At 39.1% G+C, this 21,572-nt stretch carries 20 protein-coding genes; 4 read left to right on the top strand and 16 right to left on the bottom strand.

What is annotated here, in order from left to right:
• Nucleotides 1-8: 8 nt before the first annotated feature.
• From F7732_RS14400 to F7732_RS14390, 3 genes are all read right to left on the bottom strand, one after another.
• On the bottom strand, nt 9-1,289 hold the full coding sequence (locus F7732_RS14400; RefSeq protein ID WP_151574722.1) for an MFS transporter: 1,281 nt from the start codon (nt 1,287-1,289) through the stop codon (nt 9-11).
• The gene (locus tag F7732_RS14395) at nt 1,286-1,756 is read right to left on the bottom strand and encodes an ArsR/SmtB family transcription factor (RefSeq protein ID WP_240056635.1); all 471 of its coding nucleotides are present in this window, start codon (nt 1,754-1,756) and stop codon (nt 1,286-1,288) included. The genes F7732_RS14400 and F7732_RS14395 overlap by 4 nt, the downstream gene beginning before the upstream one ends.
• A 228-nt stretch (nt 1,757-1,984) precedes the next feature.
• Entirely contained in the window at nt 1,985-4,063 is a 2,079-nt protein-coding gene (locus F7732_RS14390) for a catalase (protein WP_240056634.1), read from the bottom strand.
• A gap of 258 nt (nt 4,064-4,321) precedes the next feature.
• On the opposite strand from F7732_RS14390, the gene F7732_RS14385 reads away from it, so the two are divergent.
• Nucleotides 4,322-5,587 carry a sensor histidine kinase gene (locus F7732_RS14385; RefSeq protein WP_151574721.1) on the top strand — a complete coding sequence of 422 codons (1,266 nt, stop codon included), beginning with the start codon at nt 4,322-4,324 and terminating at the stop codon, nt 5,585-5,587.
• 97 nt (nt 5,588-5,684) lie between these two features.
• Here F7732_RS14385 and F7732_RS14380 read toward each other — a convergent pair whose 3' ends face one another.
• The 3 genes from F7732_RS14380 to F7732_RS14370 form a co-directional block, all read right to left on the bottom strand.
• Nucleotides 5,685-6,167: an NUDIX domain-containing protein gene (locus tag F7732_RS14380; RefSeq protein WP_151574720.1), complete on the bottom strand. Its 483-nt coding sequence runs from the start codon at nt 6,165-6,167 to the stop codon at nt 5,685-5,687.
• Nucleotides 6,168-6,231: 64 nt separating this feature from the next.
• A complete protein-coding gene (locus F7732_RS14375) occupies nt 6,232-7,179 on the bottom strand; it encodes an SDR family NAD(P)-dependent oxidoreductase (protein ID WP_151574719.1) in 948 nt (315 codons plus the stop codon).
• 113 nt (nt 7,180-7,292) lie between these two features.
• The gene (locus F7732_RS14370) at nt 7,293-7,877 is read right to left on the bottom strand and encodes a TetR/AcrR family transcriptional regulator (protein WP_151574718.1); all 585 of its coding nucleotides are present in this window, start codon (nt 7,875-7,877) and stop codon (nt 7,293-7,295) included.
• A 327-nt stretch (nt 7,878-8,204) separates the two neighbouring features.
• Between F7732_RS14370 and F7732_RS14365 the strand changes: the two genes are divergently transcribed.
• Nucleotides 8,205-9,884, top strand: coding sequence for a hypothetical protein (locus F7732_RS14365; RefSeq protein WP_151574717.1), 1,680 nt, complete (start codon nt 8,205-8,207; stop codon nt 9,882-9,884).
• 211 nt (nt 9,885-10,095) lie between these two features.
• Nucleotides 10,096-10,977, top strand: coding sequence for a protease HtpX (gene htpX, locus F7732_RS14360; RefSeq protein WP_151574716.1), 882 nt, complete (start codon nt 10,096-10,098; stop codon nt 10,975-10,977).
• Between the two features lie 60 nt (nt 10,978-11,037).
• On the opposite strand, the gene F7732_RS14355 is transcribed toward htpX, so the two are convergent.
• From F7732_RS14355 to F7732_RS14330, 6 genes are all read right to left on the bottom strand, one after another.
• Nucleotides 11,038-11,910 carry a peptidylprolyl isomerase gene (locus tag F7732_RS14355; protein WP_151574715.1) on the bottom strand — a complete coding sequence of 291 codons (873 nt, stop codon included), beginning with the start codon at nt 11,908-11,910 and terminating at the stop codon, nt 11,038-11,040.
• A gap of 19 nt (nt 11,911-11,929) precedes the next feature.
• Complete coding sequence (locus F7732_RS14350) at nt 11,930-13,303, bottom strand: S1C family serine protease (RefSeq protein ID WP_151574714.1); 1,374 nt, start codon at nt 13,301-13,303, stop codon at nt 11,930-11,932.
• A gap of 170 nt (nt 13,304-13,473) precedes the next feature.
• Nucleotides 13,474-13,758: a spore coat protein gene (locus tag F7732_RS14345; protein ID WP_151574713.1), complete on the bottom strand. Its 285-nt coding sequence runs from the start codon at nt 13,756-13,758 to the stop codon at nt 13,474-13,476.
• 51 nt (nt 13,759-13,809) lie between these two features.
• A complete protein-coding gene (locus F7732_RS14340) occupies nt 13,810-14,013 on the bottom strand; it encodes a hypothetical protein (RefSeq protein WP_066449810.1) in 204 nt (67 codons plus the stop codon).
• A 325-nt stretch (nt 14,014-14,338) separates the two neighbouring features.
• Nucleotides 14,339-15,778 (bottom strand): HAMP domain-containing sensor histidine kinase, encoded by a 1,440-nt coding sequence (locus F7732_RS14335; protein WP_240056633.1) that lies wholly within the window; start codon nt 15,776-15,778, stop codon nt 14,339-14,341.
• Nucleotides 15,762-16,442, bottom strand: coding sequence for a response regulator transcription factor (locus tag F7732_RS14330; protein ID WP_151574711.1), 681 nt, complete (start codon nt 16,440-16,442; stop codon nt 15,762-15,764). Before F7732_RS14330 ends, F7732_RS14335 begins: the two co-directional genes overlap by 17 nt.
• Before the next feature lie 178 nt (nt 16,443-16,620).
• Here F7732_RS14330 and F7732_RS14325 point away from each other — a divergent pair, with 178 nt between their 5' ends.
• Entirely contained in the window at nt 16,621-17,553 is a 933-nt protein-coding gene (locus tag F7732_RS14325) for an aldo/keto reductase (RefSeq protein WP_151574710.1), read from the top strand.
• A 1,001-nt stretch (nt 17,554-18,554) separates the two neighbouring features.
• On the opposite strand, the gene F7732_RS14320 is transcribed toward F7732_RS14325, so the two are convergent.
• From F7732_RS14320 to F7732_RS14305, 4 genes are all read right to left on the bottom strand, one after another.
• Nucleotides 18,555-18,926 carry a hypothetical protein gene (locus tag F7732_RS14320; protein WP_151574709.1) on the bottom strand — a complete coding sequence of 124 codons (372 nt, stop codon included), beginning with the start codon at nt 18,924-18,926 and terminating at the stop codon, nt 18,555-18,557.
• A 139-nt stretch (nt 18,927-19,065) separates the two neighbouring features.
• Nucleotides 19,066-19,830 (bottom strand): MerR family transcriptional regulator, encoded by a 765-nt coding sequence (locus F7732_RS14315; RefSeq protein ID WP_151574708.1) that lies wholly within the window; start codon nt 19,828-19,830, stop codon nt 19,066-19,068.
• A 166-nt stretch (nt 19,831-19,996) separates the two neighbouring features.
• Nucleotides 19,997-20,188 (bottom strand): histidine kinase, encoded by a 192-nt coding sequence (locus tag F7732_RS14310; protein WP_240056632.1) that lies wholly within the window; start codon nt 20,186-20,188, stop codon nt 19,997-19,999.
• Between the two features lie 33 nt (nt 20,189-20,221).
• On the bottom strand, nt 20,222-21,388 hold the full coding sequence (locus F7732_RS14305; RefSeq protein ID WP_151574707.1) for a TraB/GumN family protein: 1,167 nt from the start codon (nt 21,386-21,388) through the stop codon (nt 20,222-20,224).
• Nucleotides 21,389-21,572 lie beyond the last annotated feature (184 nt).

Genomic DNA, 21,572 nt, shown 5'->3' with positions numbered 1-21,572 from the left:
ATACAGCTTTATAACTCAGCAGTTACTACTGGATCTGGCTTCCCATCCAATTCCCTTAAATGGATAATCAGCGTCCGTTTCCATAATTGGTAACAAAGCAGAAGGAAAATACTCAATCCGCATACTGAAAATAATAACCAGACAGGCACACTCTCAAGCAATGCACCAAAGATAATATAACCAAGCGGTGTCATTGCAGTTGCGCCCATTTCCATAATGGACATGACTCTGCCCCTATAGGAGTCTGGTGTGCTCTTTTGCAGTAAAACCATTACAGGCATATTGATCAGCATAACAAAGGTCGAAAGCAGTAAGACCATAATGATTAAATAAATAAACACTAAGTTATTTGAAATCGCGTTTAATCCTGGCATACTAGGAAGTCCAAGTAATACTAAGACAAGAGATAATGCAATCATTCCGCCGATAATGGCATTCTCTTTCTTTTTCATCTCTGGGCGTGAAGATAAGAATATAGCCATTATTAGCATCCCTACGGACAAAGAGCCTTCAATAATCCCTAATTGAAAAGGTTCCATTCCCTTAACGGTCAGAACTAAGTATGGCATTGCCACTGGAAACACAGCAAACCAGAAGTTAATCCAAATACAAACAAGAATGAGATTAAAAATAAACGGCTGATTTTTTACATAGACAAATCCTGTTTTCATATCTTCAAAGAAATTTGTCTGTTTATTTTCCTCTTTTTTCTCCGCAAACAAATGATAGTTAATAAGAATACTGGCAATCCCAGATACGGTAAAGGCGATGATATTAATCATCATAAAAAAAGGCAGCGTCATAAAACCGAATAATACTCCGCCTAATACTGGACCTAAAATCGTCGACAATGAGGCTGCGGCTTGATTGAGTGACATAGCTTTTTGTAAATGTTCCGGACCAATCATATTGTAGATGGATGAGGTCACTGCTGTAGAATAGAAGGTGTTGAGGGTGCTTAAAACTGCTGTTGCTGTATAGAGGAGCCAAATTTCAGGAAATACAAAGTGAAACAGCAGCAAAATGATCGTTAACCAAATAGCACAAGCAAAGTCTGAAATGATGATGATCTTCTTGCGGTCAAGCCGGTCACTAAGCGCTCCAGCCACCGGAGCCAGGAGAATACGAGGAAGAACACTCAGCATTAATGTAATCGCAAAATTTAAGCTTGATCCTGTTTCAGCAAGGATATATAAACCAATTGCAAACCCATAAAGAGAAGATCCTAAAACTGCAATCATCTTTCCAGAGACAAAAAGGATTAAATTCTTTTTGACAGCAGCATTCATTCTTTTTCCTCCTCAGTCATTTCCTCGACCCTAAACTCAAAAATATACGGTTTTCTGCCTTCACGCTCTTTAACCGTCATTTTAATGTACTTCATAATCAATGCATCAATGTCATCATCAAATGCTTGCTTCTCCTCCTCTGTTAAGGACAAATTCGTTCTGCTTGTTCCTTTTTTTACATATGCTAACTCCACCCCTTTTAAAACAAAATGGGTCGCTTTAGAGCGATAATACTTTTCCATGATTCCCCGGTTTTCTTTCGTTTCAGTGATTTCTAGAATGCCGCCATTGTACAGCTGCTGAATATGGTAATGAATACTCCCTGGCGTTTTCCCCACTTCATCTGCCACTTGTTTAGCTGTCATCTGATTTTCAGCCAGCAGATAAATAATTTTCACACGCAGCGTGCTGGAAATGAGCTTTTGCTGTTCTAGATTGATTTCCATTGATTTCTTTTCAAATTTCATTTTTTCACATCCGCTTTTCTTCTTTATGTTGAGTATAAAAGCTCTGGTCCTTAGTATACTAACAATAGTCTGAGTTAATCGTATATTTAAAAATTATTATATGTTCTAATTTTTTAGAATGCAATAATAAGTTAGAACGAAAATTCGACAACTTTTTGGCAATTTACTCCTGCCTTTTAAAAAGCACAATAAAAAATCCAGATCCTATAGGACCTGGATTTTTTTCACTTAAACTTTTCTATTCCAGAAACGATGCTGGCCAATAGCCTGAATAAAGGCTTTATTAAAAGTAGTCAGTTCTTCTGCGTTTGTGATGCAAACAACTCCCTCTTGCTCACATACCTTTCTAGGTTCAAGTTCAAGGTCGTTTAATCCAGCAGATTGTGCAAGCTCCGCACCCTCGTTTACGAATCCAATCGGTTTAAAGTGCTTATGTGCTTGTCGGAGAAAATCTATTGCTTCTCTTTCTGTCTTTAGCTGATCGATGCTTCCTTGACCTCCGGGTACAAAAACAGCATCATAATGCACAGAGTCTGCTGTAAGGAATGTTTGGTGCGCTTCTACGTGTTCGTTTGTTTCACTCTTCAGCATTCCTTGATGTGTACTGACTACATCAGCTAGAACACCCTCAGATTTAAAGGCTTTCATCACTTCCATTACTTCCTCAGCACGTACACCGTCGGCAGCAAGTATAGCGACTTTTCTAGTCTGTGGCCATTTTGCTGTATTCTCTTGGCTCAATGCAGGAGAGGATGCTGTCACTTTTGATTCTTCAGCATTCTCAGGCATTGTAACACCAACACCTTTAGCAATTTGCTCTGCCAAGTACGTATCAACATGACTGAACATATTTACAACCTGCTGCCTTACGTCTTTACTTTTCACCTTGCCGAGTTCAAATTGAAAAGCGCCAATCATATGCATCTTTTCCGGCTCTGTCATGCTGTTCCAAAAGAGCTTTGCCTGGCTGAAGTGATCCTTAAAGCTGTCACTCCGTGCACGTATTTTTCTGCCTTCAACCTTCTCCTGATAATGAACATATCCGCCTTCTTCCTCTGTTGCAGGACGAGGATCATTATTTTGCAGGGAGTTCTTATGATAAGCGACTTGCCCCTTATTTATCGTCATTCTATTATAACCGTCGTATTGATTGTTATGGAATGGACAAACCGGGCGATTGATTGGCAATTCGTGAAAATTGGGACCGCCAAGACGGATCAATTGTGTATCGGTATAAGAAAACAGTCTGCCTTGCAGCAATGGATCATTGGAAAAATCAATTCCCGGCACTACATTGCCTGGGTGAAAAGCAACCTGCTCTGTTTCAGCAAAAACATTGTCCTGGTTGCGATTGAGTGTCATTTTGCCAATCTTCTTAACAGGAACAACTTCCTCTGGCCATATCTTTGTTGGGTCTAGGATGTCGAAGTCGAAATTGAACTCCTCTTCTTCATCAATCATTTGTACACCCAGTTCATATTCTGGATAATCTCCTCTTTCAATGGCTTCCCATAGATCTCTGCGGTGAAAATCTGGATCTTTTCCTGCTAAAGTTAGGGCTTCCTCAAAAACAAGGGAATGAACGCCAAGCACTGGTTTCCAATGAAATTTCACAAAACGTGCTCTGCCCTGTTCGTTAACAAATCTGAATGTGTGCACACCAAAACCTTCCATCATTCGATAGCTCCTAGGTACGGCACGGTCAGACATTGTCCACATAATCATATGTGCGGATTCTTGGTTATTGGCGGCAAAATCCCAAAAAGTATCATGAGCAGTAGAAGCCTGCGGCATTTCATTATGAGGCTCTGGCTTAAATGAATGTACTAGGTCAGGAAACTTAATGGCATCCTGTATGAAAAACACAGGAATATTATTGCCGACAAGATCATAGTTTCCTTCTTCTGTGTAAAACTTTACTGCAAAGCCTCTGGCATCACGGACAGAATCTGCTGAGCCTTTTGAGCCTGCAACTGTTGAAAAACGGACAAATACCGGTGTTTTTACATTTGGATCTTGAAGGAAACCTGCTCGTGTATATTCTGCCATTGATTCATATGGCTGAAAGAATCCATGTGCTCCAAACCCGCGAGCATGAACAACCCGCTCAGGAATACGCTCATGATCGAAATGAGTCATTTTTTCTCTGAAATGAAAGTCCTCCATTAACGTTGGCCCTCTGCTGCCTGCTTTCAGAGAGTGCTCGTCCTCTGAAACCTTAACACCCTGATTGGTTGTCATATATTGGCCTTTGTTATCACTGCGGAACTGCTCTAATTGTTCGTCTTTGCGATTTTCATTACTCAATTGAACTGTACCTCCTACTTATTAGCCGCCAAATATGCTGCTATGTATATTTATTTCTTCCCATACCCGCCCAATTCTTCTAATAAACAAAAAAAGCAGTTTCTGATAATAGTCTTCTAAATTACTAGGTAAATTGCGTCATTTTTTTCCCATTTTGCTATAAATCGACAAATTATTTTCCTATTTGAGGAATAGGGTGTTGTTAAATATTGAAAAACAATATAAAATTTTCTTAATACTTCAATAGGACGTGAAAAAATGGAAATAACAACTCATTTTTTCTTTAATCTTTCATTGCTCATTATTGTGCTCTTTTTTTCTTTGGTTGTTGCCAGAAAGCTTAATTACACTACTGTACCTAAGTTTGGAGCTTTATGCTGCGTGATGTTTATGCTTTTTATTTGTATGCAATTGTCCTATAAACCTCATCCTGAATTTCATTATGATTTACGGATTATTCCCATAGCGATCGCTGGATTATATATTGGAATTGGTCCTATTGTGGCTTTATTGGCGATTATCCTGCGGGGGTTTTATGGATTGGATGAAGGATTTCTGCTTCATACAGTACTATTTACTGTTTTCGGTCTCATAACTTGGTTCCATTATTCTAGTTTTTGGAAACTTCCTGCCTCAAAAAGAATCAATTATTCTATTCTAAGCACCATTATATTCTCACTTATAAGTTTACTTGTTATCGAGCTAACCATTACAGTAGAGAATCGTTTTGATTTATGGTTTGCATACTTGATTATACCGGCCTTAGGTGTTGGCATGATCGCTTATACCATTGAATTTGTTCTGCATAATGCAGATATTCAAAAGAAAGTGATTCTTACGGAGAAAATGGAAGCAGTTGAGCAAATGGGGGCTGCAATATCACATGAAATCCGTAATCCACTTACAGCCGCAATGGGATTTGTCCACTTAATGAAGGAGCCAGCGATATCACCCAAAAAACGGATGGAATATTTGTCTATCGTTAAAGAAGAACTTGAATCAGCAGAACGTGTTATTCAAAACTATTTAACATTTTCTAAGCCATCACTTGGTTATATAGAAGAAATACCAGTTAAAACAGAGCTTCTGAAAGTCATAAATATCTTAAAGCCTTCAGCTAACCAAAATTCAGTAGAAATTACGACGAACTTTGCCATTTTGGGCTCCATTGAAGGCGATCGCCAAAAATTTCATCAATGTTTCCTAAATGTTATCAAAAACTCAATTGAATCTATGCCTCGAGGCGGACATATTAATATTTATACACATTATACAAAAACACATATCATTATTGAGATAGAAGACACTGGAGTTGGCATGAGCCAAGAGCAAATTCAGCGTCTCGGCGAACCCTATTATTCTACGAAGGGGTCTAAAGGGACTGGATTAGGAATGATGGTTGTGTTCAGCATTGTAAAAGCAATGAAAGGTATGATAAAGGTTGAAAGTGAAATAAATCTAGGCACCACATTTACGTTTACTTTTCCTACATACAATCACTCAAGTAAGAATGAAAGGTTTTAACGCAACTCACAAAGGCACCTGCATATTTTAATACATACAAAAAAGGATCCCGGTGAAGACTTGGACCCTTTTTCTAGCTTTATTCGTTTTTTAATTGCTAACTTTCAATTTTTATGTTTAGCTGACTTTCCTCAATGATTGGCAAACTTCTTTTCTCCCAAGCAAACTCAAGTATCTGCTCCTTAATATCAGGATATAGGGTAATGTCCTTTAAACGTGCTAAATGGATCCATTTAATATCTGTTTGATTCAAACCTGGATACTCTGGCATCTGAGCTGTTTCTCCATCTGGGATTGTACATTCAAACATAAGACAGATGCTATGCTGAGGGCCATATTTTGATTGATTTTCAACTGGTTCATATTCGTAAACAAGAACAAGATCACCGACTTCCACTGTAGCCGAAACTTCCTCCATAGCCTCACGCCTGACTGCTTCAAAGATTGTTTCTCCAGGCTCTGCACCCCCGCCTGGTATATTATAATGAACTCCATTTTCATCTTCATATTCCACTAATAAAATCTCGTTATTTTTATTAATGATCATTGCAGCAGCTCTCACTCTAATATGACTGTTCACAGCAGGCCCCCATTTCAGCTGTATTCTTGGATTCTTGTTTACTCAAATCAAGAGTTCCCTCTAATCACTTATTCGTTTTCTCTGCTAAATATTCCTTCGTCCATTCTAATGTTTTGCGAATCCCTTCTTTGTAGGGGGTTCTTGGAACTGGTCCCACTTTAGCTTCATACTTTTCCCCATTGAGAATGACAGGCTTTTCCGTTAGATACATCATTTCCTTCATTTCCCGCATGAGCGGATTGAAGATTCCCAGTAAGGAAATCATTCCCACAGATACGGACATGATCTTCTTCTTGTATTTTTCCTCCCGTAAAATGGATTCAATTTCAATTCCTGAGATAGGATGGGCAGAGGGGATATTCCAGTTTTGATTGTAGGCTTTATCCATAAGCGCAAGCTCAACAATCGCTTTTGCTCCATCGATTGTATATAAAAACTCTCTTCGTTTTTGTTTATTCCCTACATAAATGGCATTCTTATTCTGTGCAGCTCCTTTAATCGTTTCAAAAAGGATTGTATTTACCGCCAATGGTCCATATAAATCGGGCATATGAGCAATAATCACATCTATATCGCTGCTTAATAGTCTCTTCTCCATTTCAAGTCTAATCTTCCCCTTTTTCGTTTGCGGATTTTTTGCATTGCTCTCTTTAACATGTTGATCCTGAGAACCATATGCATAAATATTATCGGCAAGCACTATTTTTGCTGAATGCGCCTGTGCTGCAGCCAACATATTTTCAATACATAGCGGATGCTGTGCCTTCCAGTTTTGATAAGGAAAGCTGACCGCATGAAATAGAATTTCAGCTCCCTCTGCCGCTTCCAGCATGTCTTCCTTTACTAGAGCATCGCCTGTAAAAATGGTTACCAAATGATTGTCATTAAATAACGCTCGAAGTTTTTGTTCACCTCGTGCAAAGGCGATCACTTCCACTCCTCTAGAAGTCAATTCATTTACCAGAGCATACCCTATTCCTCCAGTTGCTCCTGCTACCAATACCTTTTTCATCTCTTTATCCTCCTTATTAACCAATGGTCAATTAATAGTGAAAATATAGAACTGAACAATATGCCCGGTTCTATATGAGTCTAATATGCGTGGAAAAGTTATTTTTCAAGCATCTAACAAGATTCTTCATTTCCTAATCCTCTCAGAACAAATGTAACATGATTTTCTGCAGCAGCTTCTGCTTCTGAATAGGATTGGGCATAGCCTAAGAAATGTGAAACAAATCCATGTAAAGATAGAAAAGCAGACCATATTAAGTAGATGGCTGGAGGGCGATCCATTAACGTAAAAACCGCTTGTGCAAATTTTTCATAGCTTTCATTTGCAGGAGACTGCATTAACCCATCCAATCCTTCACCCTTCATCAAGAACATAAACTCATACTGATTTTGATTATTTAATCCGTATTCGATAAATCGCAGGAAGAGTGTCCGAAGTTTTTGTGCCCTTTGTTCTTCACTAGCCATAACCATATCAATGATCTGATTAAGTTGGGCGAAATCTTCTTCAATCATTCCATAAAAAAGCTGTTCTTTATTTTTAAAATGATAATATAGAGCTCCATGACTGCAGCCTAATTCTGCAGCAATACTGCGCATTGATACGGCACGATATCCTTTTTCTTCAAATAGAAAACGAGCTTTACTAATAATTTTATCCCGTGACAGCTCATCTGCATTCATTCTTCTTGCTGACATCCTAATTCCCCTTTATTAACCGGTGGTTAATTATTAATATACACATTCGATAAAATAAAGGCAATATTTTCTTTTTTCATTTCATAACTCTTAGTTATTAAAAATATCTTTACAGTGTACAACTCCAAACTCAGTACTTGCTCTTCCCTGGTACTGGCTCTCTCACACAAGTGAATGAATAAATCTCTGAAATAACAGCTCACAGAGAAATTTAGCATTGAAGATTCCCATGTCCCTTAAAAGCTCATCCTTTTAGGAATGTAAATCTTTGAAACTTTTTCCACAGCTTTACGTAATACTTATTAGTCAATTGAAAGAAGGGATCTTATGAGTCAATTTTTATTATTTTCAATCATAGCAGGCCTTGCTGCTGCTTTAATTCTTGTGCCTTTTTCTTCCAAGGTTAAATCAGACGATAAGAAGAAATCATTTAATATCAAGCTTTTAGGTGCTGCGGTGATTTTATTTACCATCGGGGTATTCGCAGTATATTACCTTACAAATCTAGATCGCAATTTTACTTCTCTATGGGGACTTCTCATCGTTGTTTCTGCTCTTGGTGCCCTGCTTTCCACTGGTGCAGAGCGGATGGTAAAAACAGTCCTGTTTATCGGCAGCCTCCTGTTTGGAATTTACTTGCTGAGTGCTTTTGTTTTTAATGCTGACGAAAAGTATGAAATAGCTAACATGGATGAGCAAACTGAAATTGAAGCTTTTGATGAAACAGAAACACCTGCCAGCGTTCCGCCGCAGTTTGCCCGAAATAAAATGAAAAAGGCTTTCGGCCAAGTTCCAAATACAAGCTACTATGAACTAGGCAACCTGCAAATTCAAAAGGTAAACGGTGAATATGTATATATTGCTCCAGTAGAATTTTCTGGTCTTTTTAAATGGCTAAATGGAGATACAACACCTGGATATTTTACGGTTAGTGCCACTGATTCAACAGCAAATCCGAAGTTTATTAAGACAGAAATGGAATATACTCCATCATCCTATTTCCATAAAAATATCGAGAGACATATTCGGATGAAGCACCCTGAATATATCTTTTATGGTGATCCTCAACTGGAAATCGATGATGATGGCAAACCTTTTTATATTCGTTCTTATGGTGAATTTGTTTCAGCACGAAATGGCTTTGATGTGAAAGGGATTGTGATGGTTGACCCTTCAAATGGTAATACAGAAACATATAAACTTGCAGATGTGCCAGCCTTTATCGATGGTGCTGTTTCCCCTGAAGCGGTTAGCCTGGCTAATAGCTATTATGGAAACTATATTCATGGATTTTGGAACAGCAAGTTTGGAAAATCAGATGTTAAGCTTCCTTCCGATGAAGGAACAGAAGCAAATGTCAGTCCAATCTTCGACGAAAACGGTGATATGTATTACTTCACTGACTTTACGAGTCCAAAAGAAGGCGTAGATTCTATGCTGGGTTATTCCTTAACAAACTCTCGTACTGGTGAGGCGGTGTACTACACAGGCAATCTGGAAGAATCATATATGGATTCGCAAGGAGCTCTGCAAATTATCGAAAAGAGATTTATTGAAAAGAAATGGGAAGGCAAGATGCCGATTCTATACAACTTTTATGGAGAAGCAAGCTGGCTGACACCTGTTCTTGATGCCAATGGCTTTTTGCAGAATTACTTTATCGTCTCAGCAGCAAATCCTGAAATTTCTGCTTTTGGCACAACACCTAATGAAGCATTACGATTATATAAAACCGCCTTGCAGCGCGGCGGCGGTTCAGTTGATGGCAGTTCAGATGCAGAAGAAAAAACAATTAGCGGTTCGGTTGTACGGGTTTACAAGGAAAAGGTAGGAGATTATACAACGATTTCCTTCCTGCTCAATAATAACAATAACTTCCTCATTTCTTCCGAAAGCAGTCCGCTTGCCATCTACTTGCAAGAAGGTGACAGTGTAGAAGTAACTTACTTGGATACAGGAGAAACCTTCCTGCCTGTAAAATCCATGACGATTGAAGGGCTGGAATAACATGAAGGGCAATTGATCTTCAGCTGAAGGTGAATTGCCCTTTTTTGAAAATTTTTTTGTTGTAATTTGAAACCTTTTACCTTTTGATTCGTAACATCATATGATTTCGATTGGAGATAAGTAGATTTGAAACACCTGCGAATGGACAGAATCTCCTCCTCTCGTATATTGTAAAAGTATATTCTTTAAAAAAATATAAAAGGGTGAAGACATGGGTAAACGTATTTTTTACTTTTTGCTGACAAATATTTTAGTTCTTGTAACCATAAGCATTATCTTCTCGCTAATTGGCGGGGGCAATTATATTAATGGAGCAGGCAATATTGATTTTACATCGCTATTGATCTTTAGTGCTGTCATTGGTTTTTCTGGCTCCTTCATCTCATTGGCAATGTCACGCTGGATGGCAAAACGCATGATGAATGTCCAAGTATTAAATCCGCAGGATGCACTATCTTCTTATGAAAGAGACATTGTTGAGAAAGTACATCGTCTATCAAGAGCAGCGGGTCTGACACATATGCCTGAAGTTGGGATTTATGATTCTCCTGAAGTAAACGCATTTGCAACTGGACCTTCTAAAAAAAGATCTCTAGTAGCAGTATCCACCGGACTGCTGCGAGAAATGGACGAGGATGCTATTGAAGGGGTTATTGCCCACGAAGTTGCACATATTGCAAACGGTGATATGGTTACAATGACGTTACTGCAAGGTGTCGTCAATACATTCGTTGTCTTTCTTTCACGCATTGCGGCATGGATTGTATCGCGTTTTGTTAAAGAAGAGCTAGCGCCAATTGTCCATTTTATTGCTGTTCTCGTTTTCCAGATTGCCTTTTCGATCTTAGGAAGCTTAGTGGTCTACGCATATTCAAGACATCGTGAATATCATGCTGACCGAGGCGGAGCTGACTTGGCCGGCAGAGATAAAATGACACACGCACTGCAAATGTTAAAAGCTTATTCAAACCGTATGAAGGGTGAAGAGCAAACAGCCATTTCTACTTTAAAAATAAACAACAAAGGCAAATCTATGCTGTTTTCAACACACCCTGACATAGATGAGCGAATTAGACGCTTGAACAGCAGATGATAAAAAAAGCAAAGCCAATGGCTTTGCTTTTTTTATCATTGTTTCTGTTAACATTCTCAATTAATCCTGCAAATAATTAGTAATCTCGTATTCTTCATATTTCTTATCAAGCCATGTGGGATATTCTGTCTGCATCTTAGTATCCAGCAATGCCGTTTTGATTTCATCCTTCACGTCTTCAAATACTGCTTCCTTCGCTTCTTTTTTTCCTGTTGTTTTAATAATGTGATAGCCAAATTCAGTCTTTACAGGTTCACTAACAGTCTCTGCTTCTTGGGAAAAGGCTACCTCTTCAAAAGCCTCTGCCATTTCCCCTCTCCCGAAGTATCCTAATTTTCCGCCTGACTCTGCTGTCGCTTCATCTGTTGAATATTCGCTAGCCAGTTCAGCAAAATCATCGCCATCATTTAATTTTTGGACCACTTCATTTGCCGTTTCTTCATCTTCAACTAAAATGTGACTTGCTTCCACTTCCTCTTCTTGACCATAGCTATCCTTATTTTCATCAAAGTATTCTTTCATTTCTTCATCTGTAATCTCAATAGCAGGTTCAATTAGTTTTTTGGTAGCCAAATACATTTCAATATCCTTCTCAATGGCTGATTGTTCAATGCCATTCGTCGCGAGGATTTCATTAAAAGCATCTTCACCTCCATACGAATCCATATAAACAGTCATCTCTTCATCTATTTCCTCTTGGGTGATCTTTATATTTTCTTTTTTCATTTCCTGCTCGATGATATTATTTGTAATCAGCGCATCCAAAGCAGTTGTTCCGTATTGGGAGACAAGCTGCTCTTGCAGCTCATCCATGCTAATCTCTTCTCCATCTACCTTAGCAGCCAAATTTTTGGGAGTAAAGAATATAGCGGCCCCAATCCCGATTACTAACACTGCTCCAATTACAACGTATATCCATTTTTTAGTCTTCATAAATTCTCCTCTATATTCCTTATTCTGTTTCAAGCTGTTTGCTGGCAAGCGTTACTTTCACTTCTTTTAGTTCGCCTTGTCTATAATACTCAACTGTTACGTTATCGCCTATTTTAAAATCGGTATATAGGGCTTTCCGTAAATCATCTGGACCCGTAACCTTTGTTCCGCCAATTGACACAATAATATCCTCAGCCTGAAGTCCTGCTTTCGCTGCAGCCGATGATTCATCAACATTGGTAATAATAGCACCTGCTGTTACATTCTCTGGTACATCTCTTAAGTAGAATTGCGGAATCTCCTCTAATGCTGCAAGCCCAACACCTAAGTAAGGACGTTCAACCTGTCCGTCTTCAATCAATTGATTGATTAACGCCTCTACATCATTACTTGGAATTGCAAATCCAAGTCCTTCCACACCGCTTTCAGAGATCTTCAAGCTGTTAATGCCAACAAGTTCGCCGGCAGAATTTATAAGGGCACCGCCGCTATTTCCCGGATTGATGGCTGCATCTGTCTGAATAACATCCAAGTCCCATTCTCCAGCTGATGTAGATACAGCAATGGAACGATCTACCGCACTAACAATCCCTTGTGTAACCGTTCTTGATAAATCAAGCCCTAGCGGATTTCCGATTGCTAACACTTGCTCCCCAGCTCGAAGCTTTGATGAATCGCCAAATGGCAGAACTTCTGCTGATATATCTCCTTTTATTTTAATAACAGCTATATCAGTTAATGGATCTGTGCCTACTAATTCTGCAGATAGCTTTTCTCCATCATGAAGGGTGACCTCCACTTTGCTGGCATTTTCAATGACATGATTATTCGTTACAATAAATGCTTCACCATCTGACATTTTAAAAATCACTCCAGAACCGGAACCGCTCTCTGCTTCTTCGCCAGACACCGCTCTTCCAAAAGGATCAACCTGCTGCTGATCCTGATAGTTTACAATCCCCACTATAGCCTTGGATGCTTGTTCAATGGTGTCTGCTAAATTCCCAGTTGCAGCCGAATTTACTTTTTGAACATTGACATCTGATACTGCAGTTTCCGTTTGACTAACTGCTCCAGGAGCATCATCTTGGGCTGATTCTACAAAAGGCAGGGCAGTTAATGTAAGTGCTGATCCAATAACTCCGGCGGCAATAGTTTTCATAAATCCTCCCCACTTGCCGGATTTTTTTGTTTCTTTTACAGAAACACGGCTTCCCTCGCTGCTTTCTGGTTGAAAAGACTTTTCTTGTACAATCTCATCTTGAGCATTATCCTCTCTGTCATTTTCCTGTTGAACGTTAAATGATGTGTCATATTTATTTTCGTTATGGTTCTCGGTTGTATTGTTTTGATCTGAGAATGGATTGTTTTTGTTTTCGTTTTGGTGATCCATAATCTATTCATCCTTCCATACCTAAATGGTTTTTGTTATATAAGCTGTTCCTTACATTTCATACTTTACACACGTAATGTGTCAGGAATATGTCAGGGAAAAGAAATCAATAAAAATAAAAAACCTTTCATCTATTGTGCTGATGAAAGGTTTACCGATAGATATTATTATCAATTTGGGTGCAGGTTGTTTTGCATAAGTTCTTGTACTCTTATGACTTGTTCCTGTGCAGCAAGTTCTGTTTCATACCAGCCTTTTTGCTCTAAATAACTGAAGATTTTATATTGATTTGTACTGGCATGTTCAAAGCATTGGTTATAAATATCACGAAGTTCATCATGAGCTGATTCTAATAAACTGCGTCCGCTTCCAGTGCATCTCGCTTTTTCGAGTTCCAGACAAAGCTGAAGAATCTCCCGCTCTGTCAGACTTCTCTCATCCATATTGTTAGGCATTTGGGGTTTGCAGCTCCTATCTTTTAATGACTTTTAGATAATGAATTTCAATTACTGCATCATTTTTGTCCTGTTAAAATATTGAGAAAGGTTGGCGACATTAAGCTGATGACTTTCTGCGATCGTCTCCAGCATCTGCTGCACTTGCGGATCTTCACACTGGGTGGCACACCAGTTAAGTGTTTTGGCTGTTATCGCTTCTGCTCTGATTTCATCTTCTATTAAAGCAAGCTCCTTCATCGTTAGCTGATGCATGGCTTTCACCTCATATGTATTTAATATCCTTATTAGTATGGATGAGGGAATTTACTTTATACCACCTTGCTTTCAATAAAAAAAAGCGGATGGGAGAACACTAAATAATATTTCTAAAATACGAATACTAGCCCGTTCCATTGCGCTGCGGGGTCTCACCTTTTCCTCTATTTCCCTCCGGAGTCGAGGGTCCTCCGCTCAATTTCACTCATATTTTAAAAGATAAATTCTTTAAATAAATAAAAATCCGGATGATTAGAAATAGTCACTTCCTAATCACCCGGATCTATGATCATGTTAAATATATATGTCCCCTGCCTCACTATTATTGTTCTTCATTTAAAACAGTATATTTGGGCAAGCTAATCGTAAAGGTTGTGCCGGCAGCTGAGCTCTCTGTTAACTCCAAGTCTCCTCCAAGTGCATTGGCAATCATTTTGCTGAAGGGCAGGCCAAGTCCCAAACCTCGCACTTTGTATTTCTTTCCTTCGCCCCTGTAAAATCGTTCAAAAATCAGTTTCTGTTCTTCTAGAGGTATTCCAGAACCAGTATCTTGTATCTGAATATGAACATTGTCCTGATCTTTTTTAACAGCAACATGAATTTGGCCGTGATCTTCAATGGCCTGACGCGCATTATTGAGCAAATTTGTTAATACTTGCTGCAATCGGATTTTATCAACACTTACCACTGCATCCTCTGATAGATACTCTCTTGTTAAGGTCACTCTCTGATCTTCTTGAACAATTTCCCAGTCATGCGTAAATTCACGGATTAATTCATTTATATGGTATTCTTCTTTGGCTACAGGAATGGAGTTTGCCGCAAACGTATTAAAAGCAAGCAAATCCTCCACCATCTTTTTCATTTTAGCTGTTTCTTTTAATGATAATGTTAAAAATTCCTTTGCATCTTCACCGGTAACCACATCATCATTAATTGCCTGAAGGAGACCGCTTATAGATGTAACAGGTGTTTTCAGTTCATGTGTCACTCCAGCAAGCAGTTCTGTTCTAAGTGATTCGAGCTTTTGCAGCCTTGCGGACATTTCCTGGAAAGAATGCACAAGCTCATAAACTTCCTGCTCATTGATATTGCTTGGAAGATGAATATTGTAATCACCCTCTTTTACTTGCTTTGCGGCAAAAGCAACATCCTTGATCGGATTAGAAAGCCGCCGCGATAAAAAGTAGATAGCCGCCCAGCCAAGGAGCGCTAAACTGATAATCATCACCCCAAGCAGCGTATATTCCTGATCTACTTCCGTCAGATTATCTTCCAGCTCAATAAACACCACCCAGCCGTAAGAAATCGCTTCTGATTGGATCGGCGTTTTGACAATGTAAAAATCTTCACCGCTGTCAGTTAACTGCAGTTTCTGCACCTGTTCTTCATTCGTCAAAATGGCAGCCGGAAACCGTGCAAATATACGTTCATTTGAGCGATTGCTCGTTAGAATTCTTCCGTTGACATCCACAATGTACATATATGGGTCTTTTTCCAGATCCATATATCTTCCTCGCTCAGACAGCAGGCCAGGAACATCTCCATTTTGCACTGGTCGTCCTTCACTAATATCTATAAATCGGTCTGCTACTTCTTCAGACATGAGTGTCATAATTTTTAAGCGGTTTTCCAATGTGGTATGCCGAATCCAAACGGCGGAAATAATCGCTATAACAATTAGACCGATGCATAAAGTAATTAAATATCTTGTAGTCCAGTACCGAAGCAACGAAACCCTTTTATTATTTTTTGTAAACACTGAGCTGATACCCCAATCCGCGTAATGTTTTAATCTCCCCTTCATCCTCTGGCCAGGATTGCAGCCCCTTGCGGAGACGTTTAATTGCCAAATCTACTGCACGATCGCTTCCATCATATTCCCATCCCCAGACATGCTCAATCAGCTGATCTCTTGTGAACGTTTGGTTAGGATGTTCTGCAAGAAAAAGCAGCAAAGACAAATCTCGGGGAGTTAGTTCCACAATTTGATGCTTCACCTTTACTTGATGAGCTTTCATATCGATCTGCAGGCAGCCGAATTGCTTAATGTCCGTATCGTCTGTCTGCGCTCGTCTTAATACGGCATTGATTCTGGCAATTACTTCATCTGCTATAAACGGCTTTGCAATGTAGTCATCAGCACCGCCATTCAGTCCATCCAATTTATAATTCACGTCACCAAGCGCTGTCAGCATAATGACAGGACAGCTGCTGGTTTTGCGGATTTCTTTTAAAATGCTCCAGCCATCTTTTCCAGGAAGCATTACATCTAAAAGGACTAGTGCAGGGTTATGTTCTTCAAATTTCCTGATGGCTTCATTGCCTTCAAAAGCTTGTACAGCTGTATAGCCAGCTTTTTGTACATATACTTTCAGTACTTGGCTTATCGATAATTCATCTTCTACAATTAGAATTGTTTTCACTGCTCATCCCCCGCAAAACATTGTACTAGTTTGTGTATATGATACCCCTTCTTTTTTACCTTCGTCTACCTGACTTTACCCTTTTATCATGTCAGCAGGATGTCAGGCATGATAGTTTCATTTCCTATCATGTTTTGATAGCATAAAATTATCCAGAATATGAAGGAGAGTGGAAGATTTGACGAATAAAGTTCAGATTGGCAAAACTGGTTTATATGTGAATCCAATTGGTCTTGGCACAAATGCGGTTGGCGGACATAACCTGTATCCAAATTTAAATGAAGATACTGGGAAAGAATTAGTCCGAACTGCTTTGAAAAATGATATTAATTTCTTAGATACTGCTTATATCTACGGACCAGAACGCTCTGAAGAATTGATTGGGGAAGTTTTAAAAGAAACTGGGCTTCGTTCCGAAACGATTATTGCTACAAAAGGCGCACATAAATTTGTAGGAGAAAATACGGTTTTTGATAATTCTCCAGCCTTTTTAAAGCAGTCTGTAGAAGATAGTTTGAAACGCCTGCAAACAGATTATATTGACCTCTACTATATTCATTTCCCTGATGATAGCACGCCAAAAGATGAAGCTGTGGGCATGCTGAAGGACTTAAAGGATCAAGGAAAGATTAAAGCAATTGGGGTTTCTAATTTTTCTATGGATCAGTTGAAGGAAGCAAATAAAGACGGGTATGTTGATGTGTATCAAGGTGAATATAGTTTATTGGCTCGAGATGCAGAAAAAGAGCTGCTTCCATATGCAGTAGAGCATAATATTTCATTTGTTCCTTATTTCCCGCTTGCATCTGGCTTGCTTGCAGGTAAATATACAAAGGATACAGCCTTTAACGATTTGCGTGCAAACTCTCCTCATTTCCAGGCAGGAGTTTTTAAGCGTAATTTAGAAAAGGTTGAAGAATTAAAGAAAATCGCAGCCGAGAAAAATGTCGAAGTGGCCCATCTTGTTCTGGCATGGTATCTCGCACAGCCAGCCATTGATGTCCTCATTCCTGGAGCTAAGCGCGCTGAGCAAGCGATAGACAATTTAAAAACATTGGAAGTTTCCTTAACAGCAGAAGAAATCAAGAACATTAGCAGCATTTTTAACTAAATTAAAAGAAGAAAAAATGCCTGAAACCCGCTGACTATGGGTTTTAGGCATTTTTTGAGTGATTCCCTCGACTTACTCCAAGCGGTTTTCGGGACGTACTTTCCCTTTGTAATTCCTGAAACTTTGTCTCCTAGCGGATTTCGGGAGCTACTTTCCCTTTGTAATTCCCGAAACTTTTTCTCCTAGCGGATTTCGGGACGTACTTTCCCTTTGTAATTCCTGAAACTTTGTCTCCTAGCGGATTTCGGGACGTACTTTCCCTTTGTGATTCCCGAAACTTTTTCTCCTAGCGGATTTCGGGACGTACTTTCCCTTTGTAATTCCCGAAACTTTGTCTCCTAGCGGATTTCGGGACGTACTTTCCCTTTGTGATTCCCGAAACTTTTTCTCCTAGCGGATTTCGGGACGTACTTTCCCTTTGTAATTCCCGAAACTTTTTCTCCTAGCGGATTTCGGGAATCACTTTCCCTTTGTAATTCCCGAAACTTTTTCTCCTAGCGGATTTCGGGAGCTACTTTCCCTTTGTAATTCACGAAACTTTTTCTCCTAGCGGATTTCGGGACGTACTTTCCCTTTGTAATTCCCGAAACTTTTTCTCCTAGCGGATTTCGGGACGTACTTTCCCTTTGTAATTCCCGAAACTTTGTCTCCTAGCGGATTTCGGGACGTACTTTCCCTTTGTGATTTTCGAAACTTTGTCTCCTAGCGGATTTCGGGACGTACTTTCCCTTTGTAATTCCCGAAACTTTTTCTCCTAGCGGATTTCGGGACGTACTTTCCCTTTGTAATTCCTGAAACTTTGTCTCCAAGCGGATTTCGGGACGTACTTTCCCTTTGTGATTCTCGAAACTTTGTCTCCTAGCGGATTTCGGGACGTACTTTCCCTTTGTAATTCCCGAAACTTTGTCTCCTAGCGGATTTCGGGAATCACTTTCCCTTTGCATTTTCCGAAACTACTTCGGCATCCCGATTTCAGACATCAGTTCCCTTTTTCTTACACATTATATAGATTGCTTCACATAAATAGCTTGAGTCTTTTTAACAGTTTTACAGTCTTGCAAGTCTTCGTTAGTTAACAGTCCCAGCTCAATCGCTGATTTTATTTTAGCTTCATCGGGGCTTTTTACAATTAGATTATTCAAATTAAGTCCTTCTAATTTTTCTACGGTCGAATCCTGCTCATATTTTTCAGCCGTTCTTATTTGCCGCTGCAGTTTGAAATCATGTACAACAAGCTCACCCTTTTGTCCTTCTCCGACTGTATGATCAAAATAGCTGTTAAAGGATGTCTTCAAATCCGCCAGCTCGTCATCCAGCTCTTTTTTCCGCTTAATTAGTTCTGTATAACGGACAAGCATTTCTCGCGTAATCATTGTTCTCCTCCATTTCAAAAAAGAATACTACATTGTATTTTTAAAATGGAGACTATATTCATGATGTTTATGAACATAGCCAAAGTATAAATTTCAACAAATAAAAACGACCGGCATTTCACCGGCCGCTAAATCATCTCTACTTCTGTTTTGTTGTATAAATCAATATTGCATCACGCAGAAAAATCGCAGTTCCCTTCTTCTGTTTATCATAATAGACTGTAAACCTTTCATCATCCACATACATTTGCGCAAGATTAGCATGCGCATCTTTATTGTATTCCTTCCAATGAAAGCATAACCACTTCTTATGAAGCTCTGCTGCCTGCTGAGCTATTTCTGAAGAAGGATCTCCTGTTTCAATTGCCTCAGCCAGCAGTGTAAACATTTTTTGTTCCAGCGCCTGTAATTGTTCATAATCCTTTTCAGACATGTTCATTAACTTGCGATTGGACTCATCAATCGCAGCATTTCCATACTTCTCACGTATTTCCGCACCATATTTTTTCTCATTATCATCAACTAGTTTCTTTTTAAAGCCTTCAAATTTCTCTTGATCAGACATGGTCATTCTCCCTTCTGCAGACAGAATTGTCGCATTAACGTTTTTTATTAATTGATCCAACTGTCTTTGTTTTTCCAGGAGTTTTTCACGATGTTCCATCAGTGCAGCAACTGAATCAAAGTCTGGACTTGATACAATTTCCTTGATGTCTTCGAGACTGACGCCCAATTCCCGATAAAAAAGAATCTGCTGAAGTGCATCTACCTCTTTCTCACCATAAATCCGATATCCAGATGAATTGATTCTTGCCGGCTTCAGAAGTCCAATTTCATCATAATACCTTAAGGTTCTTGTACTTACTCCAGCCAATGCTCCCAGTTTTTGCACTGTATATTCCATGTAATCACTCCTATACAAAGTTCAGCTTAGAAGGCGGCCTCTGAAACCCTGCCTTCTATCAAAAATGTTACACGTTTCCGCTGCGTAAAGGTCAACAGTATTTTTCACATTTTTATGATCTATTATAAAAAACTCCCTAAACCAAAACGGTCTAAGGAGGAATGTCTTATTTTCTTTGATCCCGATGATCAAGGAAAAACAGGGTATAGGATATAAGCCCAGACAACAATGAAGCACCAATGGCGATCAAAAATCGAATGCCAAGTTCAATATCCGAAAAATCCTTATCGAGCATCCACAAGGCGGCAATTGCTACAAGGATCATGATGGCAACGACAGCCGGCAGCTTTTTTTTCAAGATAGATAACTTCCTTTCAAAGCAATGGTGAGTTTAAAAGTTTTGGAAGAATAAGCGTATGACATCCGCTCCGCCAATGAACGTGCCTAATGAGCTTCCCAGATTCGACATCACGACAATAAGCAAAATGCGTGTTACTTTATTTCTCCAAAAGCCTTTAAACGTAAATACATCTTCTGTCAATTTCTCAAAATCACTTACATTTGGTTTAACTAAAAATGCTTGTGCTATACCTGCAAACCAGCCAGCAGCAAGCAGCGGATTTAATGAAGTAATAGGTGCTGCAATGAATGACGTTAATATAGTAAGTGGGTGGCCCAGAGCTAAAGCAGCTCCCAGTGCAGATAAACCGCCATTCCATAATACCCAGCTGAGTGTTTGCTGAAGCCCTGCATCTGGATTAGCAATAAACGTATAAGCAATAATCGCCAGAATAAGGATTGGAATACTCCAGCCAATTATTTTTGGTGCCTTTGATTTTGGCGGCAGTGCCGTCAATTTCTTTAAATCATGTTTTTTATGTATTTCTTTTGTTATTCCAGGTACATGAGCAGCCCCAAGTACAGCTACGATTTTTTCACCTGGTGCATTTCTGATTTTTTCAGCGAGATACTGATCACGTTCATCAATAAGCGGCACCTTTAATTGCGGGAAGGAATCTGTAAATTCATCTAAAATCGCATTAATGGTATCCTGCTTTTTCATTTTTTCAAGCTCTTCTTCTGTAATACTTTCATCACTGAAAATACTGGCGATCACTTGGGATAAGAGGAGCGACTTTCCTTTTAACCCTAATCCGCCCCAGATGCGTGAGAAAGTAATTTGGATATTTCGATCTGCCAAAACTAGTTTTGCATCTACATCTTTCGCTGATTCAATTCCTTGAATCATTTCTTGACCAGGTTTTATATCAAACTGCTTGGCCATACGGTTTTGGAAAGAGGAAATAGCTAAATTCATCAGCAGCAAGGTCGCTTTTTTTTCTTTAATGACCTTGAAAATATCCATTTCTTTCCATTTGTTACCTTCCATAACAGACTGATAACGGCCTGCATCCAGTTCAACACAAACTGAGTCTGGTCTTTCTTGTTCAATGACCTCTTTTACCTGTTCAGCACTATTTTTTGAAATATGAGCCGTGCCAATTAGTATGTATTCTTTTCCATCTAAATGCAGCCTCGTAATATTCTCCTCAGACATATATACCTTCCTTTTTAACCTATCACAGTTACTTATAGGTTTATTCACAAGTCGTTCATGAAAATAAGTTTTCATTGATAAAGCAGATTTGCATTTTTCTTTTAACTGTTTAAAAATCCATACTATAAGAGTACAAAATGTACGTGATATAAACAACTACTTTATTCCCACGTATAATCATTTT

Origin of the sequence: Bacillus mesophilum (genome assembly GCF_008923265.1) — a bacterium.
GTDB lineage: Bacteria > Bacillota > Bacilli > Bacillales > Cytobacillaceae > Cytobacillus > Cytobacillus mesophilum.
This window is presented reverse-complemented; position numbering and strand designations above follow the sequence as displayed.

Bases quoted from the DNA above. Each gene is read 5' to 3' on its own strand.
- F7732_RS14370 (WP_151574718.1), bottom strand. From the start codon at position 7,877: ATGTCAGCAAGAAGAATGAATGCAGATGAGCTGTCACGGGATAAAATT.
- F7732_RS14320 (WP_151574709.1), bottom strand. From the start codon at position 18,926: ATGATTACGCGAGAAATGCTTGTCCGTTATACAGAACTAATTAAGCGG.
- F7732_RS14350 (WP_151574714.1), bottom strand. From the start codon at position 13,303: ATGGATCACCAAAACGAAAACAAAAACAATCCATTCTCAGATCAAAAC.
- F7732_RS14345 (WP_151574713.1), bottom strand. From the start codon at position 13,758: ATGCCTAACAATATGGATGAGAGAAGTCTGACAGAGCGGGAGATTCTT.
- F7732_RS14305 (WP_151574707.1), bottom strand. From the start codon at position 21,388: ATGTCTGAGGAGAATATTACGAGGCTGCATTTAGATGGAAAAGAATAC.
- F7732_RS14395 (WP_240056635.1), bottom strand. From the start codon at position 1,756: ATGAAATTTGAAAAGAAATCAATGGAAATCAATCTAGAACAGCAAAAG.
- F7732_RS14365 (WP_151574717.1), top strand. From the start codon at position 8,205: ATGAGTCAATTTTTATTATTTTCAATCATAGCAGGCCTTGCTGCTGCT.
- htpX (WP_151574716.1), top strand. From the start codon at position 10,096: ATGGGTAAACGTATTTTTTACTTTTTGCTGACAAATATTTTAGTTCTT.
- F7732_RS14355 (WP_151574715.1), bottom strand. From the start codon at position 11,910: ATGAAGACTAAAAAATGGATATACGTTGTAATTGGAGCAGTGTTAGTA.
- F7732_RS14315 (WP_151574708.1), bottom strand. From the start codon at position 19,830: ATGGAATATACAGTGCAAAAACTGGGAGCATTGGCTGGAGTAAGTACA.
- F7732_RS14385 (WP_151574721.1), top strand. From the start codon at position 4,322: ATGGAAATAACAACTCATTTTTTCTTTAATCTTTCATTGCTCATTATT.
- F7732_RS14400 (WP_151574722.1), bottom strand. From the start codon at position 1,289: ATGAATGCTGCTGTCAAAAAGAATTTAATCCTTTTTGTCTCTGGAAAG.
- F7732_RS14340 (WP_066449810.1), bottom strand. From the start codon at position 14,013: ATGCATCAGCTAACGATGAAGGAGCTTGCTTTAATAGAAGATGAAATC.
- F7732_RS14375 (WP_151574719.1), bottom strand. From the start codon at position 7,179: ATGAAAAAGGTATTGGTAGCAGGAGCAACTGGAGGAATAGGGTATGCT.